The following is a 15,588-nucleotide window of genomic DNA, read 5'->3' as shown; positions in this document are numbered from 1 at the left end:
AGAAACATGAAAAAATACATATTATTAAATCTTTTACTCCTGGTGATAGCCAGTTGTACAAATCTGGATGAAACGCTTTACAGCAGAATTGACAGTAAAGATTTCTATAAAACAGAAGATGATATAAACAGGGCAATGGGCCCCATCTATGCAAATTTCAGAGAAATACTCCAATGGCATTCTATCTGGGATAGCGAAGCTACAGGAGATATTTCCATCATACCTACCCGTATAGGCGGAGCATGGTATGATGAAGGCATCTTCCAACGTTTACACAAACATACCTGGATGACAGGCGATTCACAATTCGCCCGGTGGTGGGAAATCCTTTATACAGGTGTCAATAATTGTAATCGCGTTCTTTATCAGATAGAAGAATCAGGTCTGGATTTACCAAACAAAGACAAGATGATTGCTGAAATAAAAATAGTACGAGCTATGTGGTATTATTATTTATTCGATATCTTTGGAAACGTACCACTTGTTGACAAATATGATGTTCCTGACGGTTGGCTTCCGGAAACAGCCTCACGCGCAGATATCTATAAATTTATAGAAAAAGAATTGTTGGAAAACATCGATAAAGCAAGTGAAGATAAAGTATCCACTTATGGTAAAATGAACAAATGGTCAGGTAAAATGCTTCTTGCCCGTTTATATTTAAACGCAGAAGCAAGCATAGGAGAAAATAGATATGCCGAAGCAATTAAACTTTGCGATGACATCATTAATTCAGGACAATATGAACTATTACCTGTCTTTGAAGATAATTTTGTGCCTAACAATGAAGGTAGTGTCGAAAACATTTTTGCATATCCCATGGATAATGTGCAGGGACTCGGTATGTATGTCTTCTGTGAAATGACCTTTATCGGAGGACAGAACAAAAGATGGGATGCAATCAATTTCGGAGGTCATAACGGAGTCTGTGTCCTACATTCTTTCATCGACTCTTACGATCCGGACGATAAGCGGATTGAAGGTAGTTTTCTTTTTGGAGTACAAAAAGATCCGCGAGGTAATGTACTTACAGCTAAAGAAGGAGGTATCGATGTTCCTTTGTCTTACCGGAAAGAAATAACATCGTTAACTGATGCCAAAGAACTGGATGGATATAGAAATGGTAAATATCTACCCAAAATGAACCAGATCGGAGCTTCTTGCGATAACGACTTTCAAAGCATGCGATATGCTGAAGTGTTATTTACCAAAGCTGAGTGTATTTTACGAACCGGAGGGAATGCTGACGAAGCAGCATCATTGGTTAACCTAGTGAGGGAAAGAGCATTTGACACACCTCATCCTGTAACAGGAGCAGAATTAGCAGCTACAATCAATGTGAATAATGTCCCGGTACGATTCGGACGTATGTTACAGGAATGGGGGTGGGAATTTGCCACAGAAGGTATGAGACGCACTCAATTAATACGTTTCGATAATAACTTTATCAAAGGTTCATGGCCTTTCCACGAAGCCAGTAACAATGTAAACCTGAATTTATTCCCAATACCATCTGCTCAACGAGTGGCCAATCCTAATTTAAAACAGAATCCTGGTTATCCAGATTAAAAAATTATTTATAATGAGAAACACCTATTTATTCATTTTGCTATTCTTCTCCCAGATGATTCTGGGAGGAGAAATCGATAAAAAAACTGTTGTAATCAGCAAAAAGCCAAAAGTATGGCAAACATTTTGCTTATCAGATGTACGGCTCCTTCCCGGTAGTCCATTCTACAACGCCATGAAAGTATCTCAGCAATATCTTCTCGACATGGATGTGGAAAGGATGCTAAACAAGGCTCGTAAAGAGGTTGGATTACCGGAAAAAGGGAGTTATCCCGGATCGAATCAACCGGAAGGTACCCGTCCAGGTGATCTTCCTCATTACATTTCGGGTATATCCCTTATGTATGCCCAAACAGGGGATACTGAATATCTGAATCGAGTAAACTACATTATTAACGAACTGGCAACAATCAAACAAAAGAAAGAAACATTACAGAAAGCTAAAGGTGAAAAGAAAAGCTATCCTTTTGAGAAATTACTGGATGGGGAACTTCTTCTTAACAAACCCGATGATGCCGGATATCCGTGGGGAGGAAATTGTGGAAATGTTTTTTATGGAATACATAAAGTACATGCCGCTTATAGAGACGCATATTTATATTGTAACAATTCAAATGCCCTCCATTTGTGGATTGAAGACGCCGATCCGCTTGCCGAATTTGTTCTAAAAGTCAACCCCGACCTATTTGATGGATTTCTTGATCTTGAACATGGAGGAATGAATGCTGTTTATGCTGATCTATACGCAGTGACAGGAAATAAGAAATATCTGGAAACCTCTATGAAGTTCAATCATCAGAAAGTGATCCTGAATATTGCTGATAATAAAGATGTATTATATGGTCGCCATGCAAACTTTCAAGTTCCTACATTTGAAGGGACAGCCCGCCAATATCAATTATCCGGAGACGAAGTGAGTGGTAAGGCAACAAGAAATTTCCTAGAAATGGCTTATAATAATCATATCAATTGTATCGGTGGTAATAGTTGTTACGAACGTTTTGGAAAACCAGGAGAGACCACTAAACGATTGGGATATACTTCCAGTGAGACATGTAATACATACAACATGCTAAAAGTGGCATTGAACACATTCGAAAGTACAGGCGATCTTAAACATATGGAATATTTTGAACGGGCTTTATATAACCATATCCTGGCTTCACAAGATCCACACTCAGGAGGAGTCACTTATTATACATCAACTCTACCCGGAGGTTTTAAATCCTATAGTGATCGCTTCAATATTGAAGGCGTTTGGTGTTGCGTCGGAACGGGTATGGAAAACCATTCCAAGTACGGAGAAGGCATTTATTTCAATAACAATCAGGTTCTATACGTTAATCTTTTTATTCCTTCAGAATTGAACTGGAAAGAGAAAGGTCTAAAACTTAGACAGGAAACAAGCTTCCCTGAACAGGATAAAGTAATTCTTAAGATAACAGAAAACAAAGGATATAACAATCCGATCTATCTTCGTTATCCAACATGGATAGAAAGTACAGTCAGTATACAGATCAATGGAGAATCGATTCCTGTCGACACAAAACCCGGTGAATATATCTGCCTGAACAAAGACTGGAAAACAGGTGATGAAATAACGGTAGAATTACCACAGACATTTCGTCTGGAACCTTCTAAAGATGATCCTTACATGAATGCTATATTAAAAGGGCCTATTGTATATGCCGGTGTGTTAGGTACTGACAATATGCCCAAAGACCGGGTAAAATATGCTGGAGACAATAACACTTTTGTTCCACTGAATGATATTCCGACTCTATTGGTAAATAAAGCAGACCTGGATAGCTGGTTGAAACCTACGAACAAACAACCGATGGAATATCAAACGGTTAATGTCGGCTACCTGCAAGGAGAAAAAAAAGAGATTCAACTTCTCCCCTATTACCTGACTCATCATCAACGGTATACTCTTTATTTAAAAATGTATACGCCAGATGAAATGTCATTAAGGAATAAGATAATTATTGATGAATTACGTCCTTCATATAAAGCAGATGAAAAAGCACATAATATGAAAGGAGAAAATACACAACTAACTTATCAAGCCGGTCATTCTCCTGCATTAGGTTTTAATACCTGGGAAAAAACAAGATGGGGACGAGAAGCTGCAGGATGGTTTTCTTATGATATGAAACTTGATAAGAACAAGAAAAACTATCTGGTTGTAACCTATTGGGGAAATGAAGCCAAAGATCATGTATTTGATATTCTGGTAAATGGAACACGAATAGCAACTGAGAATCTATTTGATAAACATCCTGTCACTTTTTATGAAGTAACCTATGAATTACCAGAAAATCTGACAATGGGAAAAGATAAAGTTACTATTAGTTTCCAATCACAACCTCAAAAGAAAGCAGGCACTGTTTTTGCTTTAAAGACAACCACAAACCCTCGTAAATTCCCGAATTATTCTTTCTACTTTTAATATTGAAAGCCAGTTGCACTATAAATAGCAACTGGCTTTTGCCACTTAAACCTACTATAGAAAATAATAATGATTAAATACAAATATATTTACAGCCTTTTGACCAATAATAAAAAACACCCACCTCTTTTCTCCAAATACTAACTGAGATTTATATAAATCGTGTATATTTGCGACAATGCATCTTTCAGAAACAGGGAGAACGGATAATTATATGGAAAAAAAGGAAGAACTACATTTGATTCATTCCCTGAAATCAGGAAATAATCAAGCATACAAATACATATATGATCATCATTATGTACTGTTATGTAAGATTGCCTATGAATTCCTGAAAGACGATTTTCTGGCTGAAAGTATTGTCGACGATATTATTTTTCATCTTTGGGAGAAAAGAGATACCCTTGAAATTACCACCTCCCTGCGCAGTTATTTGGTTCAGGCTGTCCGTAACCGTTGTATAAATTATCTGAACCTGGAAAGAGAAAAAAGAGAAGTCCGCTTTTCAGTCATCGACCAGCAAAATGAGTGGATAAATTCTGTCTTCCCATCCGACGACTACCCGCTGGCTCGATTGCTGGAGAATGAGCTCGAACAAGAGATTAGGAATGCCATAGACAGACTTCCTGAAGAATGTAAAGTTGTATTCAAAAAAAGCCGCTTCGAAGAAAAACGATATGAACAAATAGCTGAAGAACTCGGCATTTCCGTCAATACGGTAAAATATCATATAAAAAATGCGATATCTCGCCTAAGTGCTGATCTAAGTAAGTATTTGCTCCTGCTCATATGCTGTTTTTGGATTTAATTGAAAAAATTATCCGAACGCACTACCCTCTCTCCTTTTCTAACTGTCATATATACAAGAGAACGAAAAAATGAAAGCTACAAACATACATACCAGAATAGACGAACTGATCACAAATTACCTTTCAGGAGGTTTGGGAACAGAGGAGTTAACCGAGCTCGAAGATTGGCTCAAGGCTTCTCCGGAAAACCAAAAATATTTCCGACAGATACGGGAAGTTTGGTTCTCTACGATCGGAGCTAATGAAGAAACACGATACGATAAAGAAACAGCATTCCAACGGTTCCTTTCCAAAACCCAGGTAGCAGCAGAGAAAAAAGTGATCAAAAAATATCCTCTGCACAAATATATGTATGCGGCAGCAGCAATTGCTCTTTTATGTCTCATTTCTTTCGCCTCTTATTGGAGTGGTTCCGAACAGGTCAAGAAACAATTTGCCGAGATGGTGATAGAAGCTCCTCTAGGCTCGAAAACCAAATTATACCTCCCGGACGGCACATTGGTATGGTTGAATGCCGGCTCGAAAATCACCTATTCACAAGGCTTCGGTGTCGCCGAACGAAAACTGCAACTGGCAGGTGAAGGATATTTTGAAGTCACTAAAAATGAGCAATTACCTTTCGAGATCAAGACAAAAGAGTTGGAGCTACGGGTGTTGGGTACCAAATTCAATTTCAGGAACTATCCGGAAGATGAGGAAATTTCAGTCAGCTTGCTGGAAGGGAAAGTCCGCCTAACAAATTATCTGAAAAACAATGACCTATGTTATCTGGAACCCGATCAGAAAGCTATACTGAATAAAAAAGACGGTCAATTAAAAGTCTCCCCGGCAGAAGTACGCTATGCTGCAGAATGGACTAACGATTATCTTTTCTTCGATGAAGAATTATTGCCGGATATCATCAAAGAGTTGGAAAGAAGTTACAACGTAAAAATCTATATAAAAGACGAGTCTTTAAAAACATTCCGTTTTTACGGGAATTTCTTACGGAAAGAACAAACGATCCAGGAAATACTGGATATGTTAGCCTCAACCGGCAAACTTGAATACAAAGTAAATGGTAAAGACATACAACTATATACTAAATAAAAGCTTTTATTGATAACTGTATTATTAACTTTAAAATTGAATTTATATGAAAAGAAAAGACGCTGGTTAGTAAAAGGAACAGAGTCCAAAATAAAAAAGAACCGGAAGATCTGCACAATCTCCCGATTCAAGTTTCCGGACTCTATCTCTGCGAGTTTCCGAAAGTAATGACAAATATAATAAAACTTTACTTCCGGTATTAAGATTTCTTGTTTAAAACAATTAATTCTAATTACTTATGAAAATTAAAAAGAAGGCCATATATATGGTCCTGGCAGTATTATGCATTAATTTGACTGCATTTGCGCAGAATATCAACCTCAAATTAAATAATGTAACAGTGAAAAAGGCCATGGAAACATTGAAGGAAGGAAACGGTTATTCCTTTGTTTTTGCTTCCGGGGATGTAGACACACAGAAAGTCATTCAGGTAGATGTACAGAATGGAACAGTAGATCAGGTGATAAAACAAATACTACATGGTCAAAAAGTTTCATATGAGATCAAGAATAAGAATATCATCATTCAGAAAGATCTGCTTTCTAATCAATCGAAAACTGAGAAAAAGAAAATAACAGGAACGGTCACCGATCCCGACGGGCTACCAGTCATTGGAGCAAACATCGTGGAAAAAGGAACAACCAACGGCATTATCACCGATATAGACGGTCGTTTTCAACTAGAAACAGCCACAAATGCAATTCTTGTCATTTCCTATATAGGCTATAATACTCAGGAAGTAAAAACAGATAACAATTCAATAATCAATATTGAATTACAGGAAGATTCTCAAAAATTGGAAGAAGTCGTTGTTGTTGGATATGGTGTCCAACAAAAAGCTAATTTATCCGGAGCTGTCGCTCAATTAGACAGTAAAGAACTAAGCAACCGTCCCATTACAAATATTTCATCCGGAATACAGGGATTAATGCCCGGTGTAACTGTCTCCACTTCAGAAGGACGTCCCGGACAAGACAATGGTTCTATCAGAATCCGTGGTGTAGGAACATTAAACTCATCTGACCCCTACGTACTTATCGACGGAATAGAAAGTGGTTCAATGAATTCTATTGATCCAAATGACATAGAGAGTATCACTGTTTTAAAAGATGCTTCCTCTGCGGCTATCTATGGATCCAAAGCATCAAACGGGGTTATATTAATAACCACTAAACGAGGAAAAACAGGTAAACCTCAAATTTCCTATAATGGATATGTAGGTATTCAGAATCCTACTGCAATGATTGATCTCCTTTCTTCCGCCGATTATGCTACATTGTATAATCAAGCTTTAGTGGCAGAAGGGAAAAATCCCCGTTTCGATGAAAAAGAAATACAAAAATTCAGAGACGGCTCTGAGCCCTATAAATATCCTAACACAGACTGGCAGGATCTCGCATTCAGAACAGGAGTACAACACCAACATAATGTTAATGTCAGTGGTGGGACTGATAATATAAAATATCTGGCTTCCGTAGGGTATTTAAACCAATCAGGAGTCCTGAGAAATTCATCCAGAAATCAATTCAATGCCCGGACAAATCTGGATATAAAACTATCAGAAAGATTAAATGTCCGAATGAATATGTCCTATTTCAATAATACATATTCCGATCCAAACAGTTGTACTATACCCGGTAGTTCTGATTTGCTGATTCGTGAAGTAAATATAGTAGCACCTTGGATTCCTTATAAAAACGAGGATGGCACTTATGGTAGCACTTCAGACGGAAATCCTATAGCCTGGTTAGATATAGACCAGACAGTAGATAATAATATCCAGAATTTTTCCGGAACTGTCGCTGTAGATTACCAGATTATAGATGGACTTAAAGCATCTGTACAGGGAGCATATGCAACAAATAATCAACATCATAAATCTTTCGTAAAAGACATTCAATATAATCCAACTAAATACCATGGGCCAAACGAATTAACGGAAACAGTTTATAACTGGAATCGTTCAAATCTGGACGTTTTATTGAATTATGATAAAAAATTCAACCTGCATGGATTAAAAATATTATTAGGTTATCATTTGGAAAAGTATAATTATTATGAAAATACGATGTTCCGTAAAAATTTTCCCAACAACGACCTTACAGACATGAATGCTGGTACCGCATCTACACAGACGAATGGTGGTTTCACGCGAGAGTTAGCTATGTTATCTTATTTTGGACGTATTAATTATGACTATAATGGTAAATATTTATTTGAAGCAAACTTCAGAGCAGATGCTTCTTCCCGTTTCAGTCCGGACAATCGTTGGGGCTATTTCCCTTCTTTATCAGCCGCATGGCGTTTAAGTGAAGAAGATTTTATGGAAAACACCCGGGAATGGATGAATAATCTGAAAATAAGGGGATCATGGGGATTTCTTGGTAACCAAGATGCATTAAATGATTATTATCCCTGGATGAATACCTATTCGATTGGGGCAAACTATCCGTTCAACAATAACTTATACACAGGATATTATCAAGAAAACTACAGACTTTCAACTATCTCCTGGGAAAAAGCGCGTACATGGGGTATTGGTCTTGATATGAGTTTAGTGAATAAAATAAACTTCTCTATGGATTATTATGATCGTAAAACAACAGATATTATCATGGATGTCCCCGTTCCTTCTGAGTTTGCGTTAGGCGCATATAAAGACAATGTAGGTGCCATGGTAAACCGGGGTATCGAAATCTCCCTCGGATACAATAACAGATGGAATGACTGGAGTTTATCGGTTAATGGTAATTTCACATACAATCAGAATAAAATTCTGAATCTGGGAGGTGTACAACGCATGATAGATGGGAATACCATCAAACAAATAGGATCACCTATCAACTCATACTATGCATATAAAACAGATGGATTTTTCCAATCAGATGCAGAAGCACAAGCCTATATGGATAAATACAAAGGAAAAGAAGGTTATCCGTTTACCTCAGACTTTAAAGCAGGAGATCTTATATATGCAGACACAAATGGTGATGGCAAAATGACTTCAGAGGATCGCATTATCTGTGGTACCAAAGATCCCAAATTCACTTATGGATTAAATATTAATGTCGGTTGGAAAGGATTTGATCTTTCAGCTATATTTACAGGTGCTGCCGGAGTCTCACGCTTTTTTAGTACACAAATGTATGGAGAATTCGGAGGAGATGTCACCCACCCGTCAACAGCATGGCTTGATGCATGGTCTACAGAAAACCTCAATGGGAAAATGCCCCGGATAGCATTAGATTCACCCAGTTATTCAATAAACACTGTTTCTACATTCTGGATACAAAACTCAAATTACCTGAGAATGAAAAGTATTCAATTAGGCTATACTTTCCCTTCTAAATGGATAAAACCGTCCGGGCTATCTAATCTGAGAATATATTATTCCGGTGAGAATCTTTTCACCATCGATAATTTAATGATAGGTGTAGATCCGGAATCTCCGGAAGGAAGAGGCTCCCATTATCCTTTAGTACAAACACATTCCATTGGTATTAATCTGACATTCTGAATTTATCAATAACAATAAAAAGTACATATTATGAAACGTCTATCATATATATTAATCAGTTGTGCTATCACAGCCTCTATAACATCTTGCTCTGATTTCCTGGATACAGCACCTTATGATGCTTTATCACCTGCCACTACTTGGAAAAGTGAAAGTGATGCCAGAAGCTTTGCTGTTGGATGTTACAAAGACTGGCTTAACGGTTATACGATTCTTTACCAGGATTGCGCATCCGATATCGGTTACAACAATTTTCCCTGGGAAAATTGGACTGTACACGGAAACGGAAAACTCAGTGCATCCAATACAGGAGCCAGTTTCTATGATTTTAAAACAATTCGCCGGTGTAATGACTTTCTCGAAAACATCAAGAATGTAACATTTACAGACGAAACAGAAAAAAAAGATTTGATTGCCCAGGTACGGACAATAAGGGCTTACAAATATTTTGAAATGAACTTTTGGTATGGAGGTGTCCCCATCATAGACTCCTATAACACAGCGGAAGAAGCAAAAGTACCGCGAAATACAGAAGAAGAAGTAAAAAAATTCGTCTATGACGAGTTGGATGCTTTAATTCCCGATCTAAAAGAAAGTCCGGCAGAATTAGGACGGGTAGCCAAAGGCACTGGATTAGCTGTAAAAATGAGATCTGCCCTATACTGGAGTGACTACCAGCGGGCAAAAGATGCTGCTCAGGCTATTATGGAGATGAAAAAGTATGATCTGGACCCCAATTATACGGAACTGTTTACTTTAAAAGGAAAAAGCTCAAATGAAATAATCCTGTCTGTACAATATCTTGAGAATTTACAAGGCCTAGGCGTTATCGGACAAATGTACAATAACGCAGATGGAGGATGGTCCTCCATTGTTCCAACTCAAAATCTGTTGGATATGTATGAAATGAATGACGGATTGACTAAAGAAGAGTCTAAATTATATGATCCTAAATATCCATTTAAAGACAGAGATCCCAGAATGGAAATGACTATGCTCTTCCCAGGACAACTATGGCAAAACCAAAGTAGAGAAACAGTTATTCTCAACACATTAGATAAAGAAATCGACGGTGCCCTCAACGATAATTATCCGGAAGGTGTTAGTAACGCATCCAAAACAGCTCTTTCATGGTCTAAATACCTGGCACCGATGGATCAGTACAATAATATCTGGGATACAGGTGCTTGTCCGATCGTCTTTCGTTACGCAGAAGTATTACTTTCTTTTGCCGAAGCAGAAAATGAATTGAATGGGCCCTCTAATGCTGTATATGAATCTCTCGATAAAATTCGTATCCGCGTAGGAATGCCAACTGTAAACCGGGGGAAATACGGAACTAAAGAAACACTTCGCGAACTAATCAGAAGAGAGCGTACAATAGAGTTAGCCGGAGAAGGACTCCGTAAAGCGGATATTCTCAGATGGAAAGATTCCGAAGGAAAAATGCTGGCAGAAAAAGTTATGAATGGAAATTTATCCCGCATTACCGGGACAGTTAATTATAATGAAAACGATCCATATAAAAGAGCAGTGATCGAGCCGGGAGTTTTCTCTCTGATCGAAACTCGAAAATTTGCCCCCTACAATCGATATTTACCGATTCCACAATCCAGTATTGACAAAAATCCGAATCTTAAGCAAAATACGGGTTATTAATCATAATAAAAATGAAAGTACAACTAATAATAATCATGCTGTTGCTCTTATCCAATATCAGCAGTAAAGAGCTAAATAAAGTATTCCAATTGATACCTACACCTCAAAAAATAGAGGTAAAAGGAGGAAATACCTTACGTTATGGAGAATTGACCTATTTGGTTTCCTCACACAATAACGAACTTCCGATACTTCCTCCCGTATTGGATGCTTTACCTCAAAAAGAGAAAAAAGGAAAAGGAGTACAATTAATAATAACGGAAGAGGAAGTACCCTCTTCCGTTGAAGGGTATGTACTGCGTATCAACTCAAAAGGGGTGACTATATCATCCAGAAACAAGGCCGGAATTTTCTATGGCTGTCAGACTTTGGAACAATTACTGGAAGATAGCCGGGATTTCAATTGTGCTATCCCAGAAATGGTTATTACCGATTATCCGGTTTTAGCTTACAGGGCCATTCACTTTGATACCAAGCACCATTTAAATCGGATGGAATATTATTACAAAGCGATAGATCGGCTAGCCAGATATAAAATCAATGCTGTTATCTGGGAGTTGGAAGATAAACTTCGCTATATACGACGTCCGGAAATAGGAGCGCCAAACGCGATCAGTAAAGAGGAAATGATTGCTCTTTGCCGTTATGCGCATGATAGAAACATTGATGTATCACCACTTGTTCAAGGGCTGGGACATGCTTCATATATCCTGAAACATCATTGGGAATTAAGAGAAGATCCAAACAGTGACAGAGATTTCTGTCCTGCAGATCCTCGAACATACGAACTTCAGTTTGACTTATATCAGGATGCTATAGAAGCGATGCCGTATGGCAAATATCTCCATATTGGAGGAGATGAAGTTCAGTCTATCGGAATTGATGAACGGTGCAAAGCAACAGGAAAAACACCTTTTGAATTACAAATGGATTGGTTACAAAAAACCTGTAAGTATGCCACGGAACACAGCCGTACTCCAATCTTTTGGGATGATATGCCTCTGAAACATGCTGATTTATGGGATATTCTCCAAAACGATACCCTTCAAGGGGTAGAATTAGATCGGCAATGGAACACCCAGAAACTTGACGAAGCTATTAATTTATTTCCAAAAGAATGTATCTACATGCGTTGGAAATACGAACAAGCGGTAACTCCCATCCATCAGAGATTATTGAACTGGTATAAAGAAAAAGGATTGAAGGTTATGGCGGCAACAGCTGCTGCAACCGGAAATAGTATTTACCTTCCCAGGGAAATTGAAAGAACAGATTTCATCAAAGGATTCTGTAAAATTACTACTGAAAATGACTTGGTTGGAATACTGGCTACAACCTGGGATGATGGTTCGCCACATGCGGAAGCAGTGTGGAGGGAATTTATTGCCTTGGGAGAATACAGCTGGAACCCCGATGCCAGGGACAGAATATCTTTCAGTCTGGCACATGGTCAAAGAGAGTTCGGTTTTTGTCCGGCAGATTCATTAACAGAGTTCATAAACGATCTGAAAGCTCTAGCGGATTTCTTCGATGAAGCATTAGTTACAAGCGGGAGAAGGAATCCGGCATGGGGAGTTACACCTTTTACTTTATTGGATATGCCTAACCCTAATAATCCGGGAAAATGGAGTTCTGATAATAACAAAAAGGTAAACGAAGCTATAAAAGCTATAGAAAGATACGAAAGAATCGATTCTATCCTCAATATCGGAGAGAAAACAGCTTTAAGGAACAGATATACTCTGCAAGTATATAGGCAGACCGCACACTTGTTTGCTTTTTCAACAAAAGTCATTATTGCCCTTCATAAATATGATATGGCAAATACTCCCGAACAAAGAAAACAGTCACTTTCTGAAATAAAGAACTTGTGTAATTACTTCAAAATAATGAGAAGTCAATTCGAAAATGTCTATTCTGAAATACGCTTCATGTCTACAGCAGACGGATATATAGAAGAAGTCGATCCAAACAAGCATCTTTCAGCCAGGACAAATAACAGTGATTGGATGTTTTACTTTGAAATACCTATGGTAAAACGACTCGAAAAATGGCTTTCTGAATTATAAAAGTATTTACAGTGTTATTAATTATGACGTACCTTTAATTTGTTTAGAGGTACGTCTATATTTTATACAAAAGATCTATGCAACCAAACAGATATCACAATAATCAAATTTGAAGACATCTGAAGCATTTTAACACAAAAAGGAGCAAAATAAAAACATGAATATCACATATCAAATCAGTTCTGGAGAAAATATCAATACATATTTTAACACTAATCTCCAATAATATGATTCCAAAACCCGGTTTTAAACAAACTTCAACTTCGTTTAAAACGAAAAAAAATTTTGTTTAACCGAGATTGAGCTCCGTTTAAAACGAGATTTCCACAAAAAGGAGCCCAAATTTTGAGAAAATAGCCTGTCAAAAAACTGATTTTGCATGCTAAATAACATATTCACAATGCCAGAACGAGTAAAAATGTGAACAAAAACAAAGAACCGAAATGCATCTATACAGACGGTTCATGAACAAAAACCGCCCTATCGCTCACACATTCATTCCAGTTTAACAGTAATAGAGAAATTAACTTACATATATGTCATTTTGATATTCCCGTAGGATAGCCTGTATGAAGACAAGCCCGGCCTATACTTGTATACCTCCTGCAAACTGATGCTAAATTATCATTTTGTCAAAAAGGATTCTACATAAATCAATATCATAGATATAAATACGATTATGACAAAGAAATACTATAATCTCCATTTTTTATCTATCTTTACCTTATCAATGGTTTGAGATATGGAGAACATTTCAGAGATAAAAGAATTTAACAAACTGTTTTCAAACTATCAGGGCATTTTCATTCGTTTTGCAAATACCTATATTCAGGATGAAGAGACTGCTGAAGATATAGTTGTCGACAGCTTGGTTTACTATTGGGAAAACCGACATTCTCTTATCTCTAATGCCAATATCCCGGCTTATATCATGGAAGTGGTGAAACACAAAAGCCTCAACCATCTACGCAATCAACGGATACGGGAGGATATAGAACAAAACATCCGGACGCATATGGAAAGGGTTAGGAATTTGAAGATCACAACATTGGAGGCATGCGACCCTGAGGAACTGTTCAGCTCGGAAGCACAACGCCTAATTAATGAAGCGTTGGAAACACTCCCCGAAAAAACACGAACCATTTTCATTATGAGCCGATACGAAAATAAAACGCACAAAGAGATTGCAGCCCGACTCGAATTATCGACTAAAAGCGTTGAATTTCACATCACAAAGGCACTAAACGTATTAAGAAAAAGATTGAAAGATTATCTTCCGTTCTTTTTCATTTTTTTGAATTAACAGACCATCCCCATTTTTTTCCAAAAAAATAAGCTTTCTCTTTTAGGGATACTATTTATTTATGTGCTTATTAAATATGGAAAAGGAAATACTATATCGTTTTTTCTTAGGAAAAGCTTCTTATAAAGAAGAAGAAGAGGTTTGTAACTGGGCTGAAGCTTCAGAGCAGAACATGCAGGAATATCTGAAAGAACGCAAATACTTCGATATTCTGCTTGTTCAGAACAAGAAGATTCAGATATCTCATACCTCGCCGAAAAATGTTCTTCATTGGAAGAATATAATCCGGTATGCAGCCGTTATCGCCCTGTTTATCGTATGCGGCATACAGATTTACAATTTTGTGAAGCCAGATACAGGGCAGCTAATGAACACGATATCCGTTCCTACCGGCCAAAGGGTCAATGTTCTATTGTCAGACGGAACCAACGTATGGCTCAATTCCGGATCAAAAATGAAATACCCGGCATCATTCACCAACAAGAAAGGAAAAAGGGTGATTACGTTAGACGGGGAAGGCTATTTTGAGGTCACGAAAGATACCAGGAGACCATTTGTCGTGCAGACCGACAAATATAATATAGAAGTATTGGGGACAAAGTTCAATGTCGATGCTTACAATAAAACATCTTCATTTTCAGTAGCATTGATGGAAGGCTCCATATTAATTTCAGACAAAAGCGAACCAGATAACAAGATAATATTACACCCACTGCAAAAAGCGGATTATATAGACGGGCAACTGATAGTTGATAAAATACAGAACTACGATATCTACCGCTGGAAAGAAGGATTACTTTGTTTTGAACATATTGCATTTAACGATTTAATGAAAGAGTTTGAAAAAACCTATGATATACAGATCATTAACGAGAATAAGCACCTGGACAATTATATCTGTAGCGGGAAATTTCGTATTTCAGACGGCGTAGATTTCATATTGCAGGTTCTCCAGCGAGATGCCGACTTCCGCTTCAAGAGGAATGAAAACAACACTATTATCTACATTAAATAACATGTTAAACCCTTAAATCACATTGCCTATGATAGAATGCTGAAAGAAAAAAGCGATAAATGCGGGAACATCTATCGCTTTATGACTAACACAATTATCAAAAACT

The 15,588-nt window shown here is 37.5% G+C and carries 9 protein-coding genes; all 9 read left to right on the top strand.

Annotation, left to right across the window (positions count from 1 at the left end; translation table 11 throughout):
• The first annotated feature begins 6 nt into the window (after nt 1–6).
• On the top strand, nt 7–1,569 hold the full coding sequence (locus BQ7394_RS25215) for a RagB/SusD family nutrient uptake outer membrane protein (protein ID WP_075559910.1): 1,563 nt from the start codon (nt 7–9) through the stop codon (nt 1,567–1,569).
• 13 nt (nt 1,570–1,582) lie between these two features.
• Nucleotides 1,583–4,021, top strand: a complete 2,439-nt coding sequence (locus BQ7394_RS25210) for a beta-L-arabinofuranosidase domain-containing protein (protein ID WP_075559909.1) — start codon at nt 1,583–1,585, stop codon at nt 4,019–4,021.
• A 214-nt stretch (nt 4,022–4,235) separates the two neighbouring features.
• Nucleotides 4,236–4,829 (top strand): RNA polymerase sigma-70 factor, encoded by a 594-nt coding sequence (locus BQ7394_RS25205; RefSeq protein ID WP_075559908.1) that lies wholly within the window; start codon nt 4,236–4,238, stop codon nt 4,827–4,829.
• Between the two features lie 70 nt (nt 4,830–4,899).
• Nucleotides 4,900–5,919 carry a FecR family protein gene (locus BQ7394_RS25200; RefSeq protein WP_075559907.1) on the top strand — a complete coding sequence of 340 codons (1,020 nt, stop codon included), beginning with the start codon at nt 4,900–4,902 and terminating at the stop codon, nt 5,917–5,919.
• 238 nt (nt 5,920–6,157) lie between these two features.
• Nucleotides 6,158–9,436: a TonB-dependent receptor gene (locus BQ7394_RS25195; protein WP_082212197.1), complete on the top strand. Its 3,279-nt coding sequence runs from the start codon at nt 6,158–6,160 to the stop codon at nt 9,434–9,436.
• 30 nt (nt 9,437–9,466) lie between these two features.
• The gene (locus BQ7394_RS25190) at nt 9,467–11,095 is read left to right on the top strand and encodes a RagB/SusD family nutrient uptake outer membrane protein (RefSeq protein ID WP_075559906.1); all 1,629 of its coding nucleotides are present in this window, start codon (nt 9,467–9,469) and stop codon (nt 11,093–11,095) included.
• An 11-nt stretch (nt 11,096–11,106) separates the two neighbouring features.
• Nucleotides 11,107–13,164, top strand: a complete 2,058-nt coding sequence (locus BQ7394_RS25185; RefSeq protein WP_075559905.1) for a family 20 glycosylhydrolase — start codon at nt 11,107–11,109, stop codon at nt 13,162–13,164.
• Nucleotides 13,165–13,906: 742 nt separating this feature from the next.
• Nucleotides 13,907–14,467 (top strand): RNA polymerase sigma-70 factor, encoded by a 561-nt coding sequence (locus tag BQ7394_RS25180; protein ID WP_075559904.1) that lies wholly within the window; start codon nt 13,907–13,909, stop codon nt 14,465–14,467.
• A 76-nt stretch (nt 14,468–14,543) separates the two neighbouring features.
• Nucleotides 14,544–15,482: a FecR family protein gene (locus BQ7394_RS25175; RefSeq protein WP_075560244.1), complete on the top strand. Its 939-nt coding sequence runs from the start codon at nt 14,544–14,546 to the stop codon at nt 15,480–15,482.
• The last annotated feature ends 106 nt before the right edge of the window (nt 15,483–15,588 follow it).

It is taken from the genome of Parabacteroides timonensis, assembly GCF_900128505.1.
Lineage (GTDB): Bacteria > Bacteroidota > Bacteroidia > Bacteroidales > Tannerellaceae > Parabacteroides > Parabacteroides timonensis.
The sequence above is the reverse complement of the archived record's forward strand: the minus strand, read 5'-3'. Positions and strand labels throughout refer to the sequence as shown.

Excerpts from the sequence above, each read along its gene's own strand:
- BQ7394_RS25215 (WP_075559910.1), top strand. The coding sequence starts at position 7 with ATGAAAAAATACATATTATTAAATCTTTTACTCCTGGTGATAGCCAGT.
- BQ7394_RS25210 (WP_075559909.1), top strand. The coding sequence starts at position 1,583 with ATGAGAAACACCTATTTATTCATTTTGCTATTCTTCTCCCAGATGATT.
- BQ7394_RS25205 (WP_075559908.1), top strand. The coding sequence starts at position 4,236 with ATGGAAAAAAAGGAAGAACTACATTTGATTCATTCCCTGAAATCAGGA.
- BQ7394_RS25200 (WP_075559907.1), top strand. The coding sequence starts at position 4,900 with ATGAAAGCTACAAACATACATACCAGAATAGACGAACTGATCACAAAT.
- BQ7394_RS25195 (WP_082212197.1), top strand. The coding sequence starts at position 6,158 with ATGAAAATTAAAAAGAAGGCCATATATATGGTCCTGGCAGTATTATGC.
- BQ7394_RS25190 (WP_075559906.1), top strand. The coding sequence starts at position 9,467 with ATGAAACGTCTATCATATATATTAATCAGTTGTGCTATCACAGCCTCT.
- BQ7394_RS25185 (WP_075559905.1), top strand. The coding sequence starts at position 11,107 with ATGAAAGTACAACTAATAATAATCATGCTGTTGCTCTTATCCAATATC.
- BQ7394_RS25180 (WP_075559904.1), top strand. The coding sequence starts at position 13,907 with ATGGAGAACATTTCAGAGATAAAAGAATTTAACAAACTGTTTTCAAAC.
- BQ7394_RS25175 (WP_075560244.1), top strand. The coding sequence starts at position 14,544 with ATGGAAAAGGAAATACTATATCGTTTTTTCTTAGGAAAAGCTTCTTAT.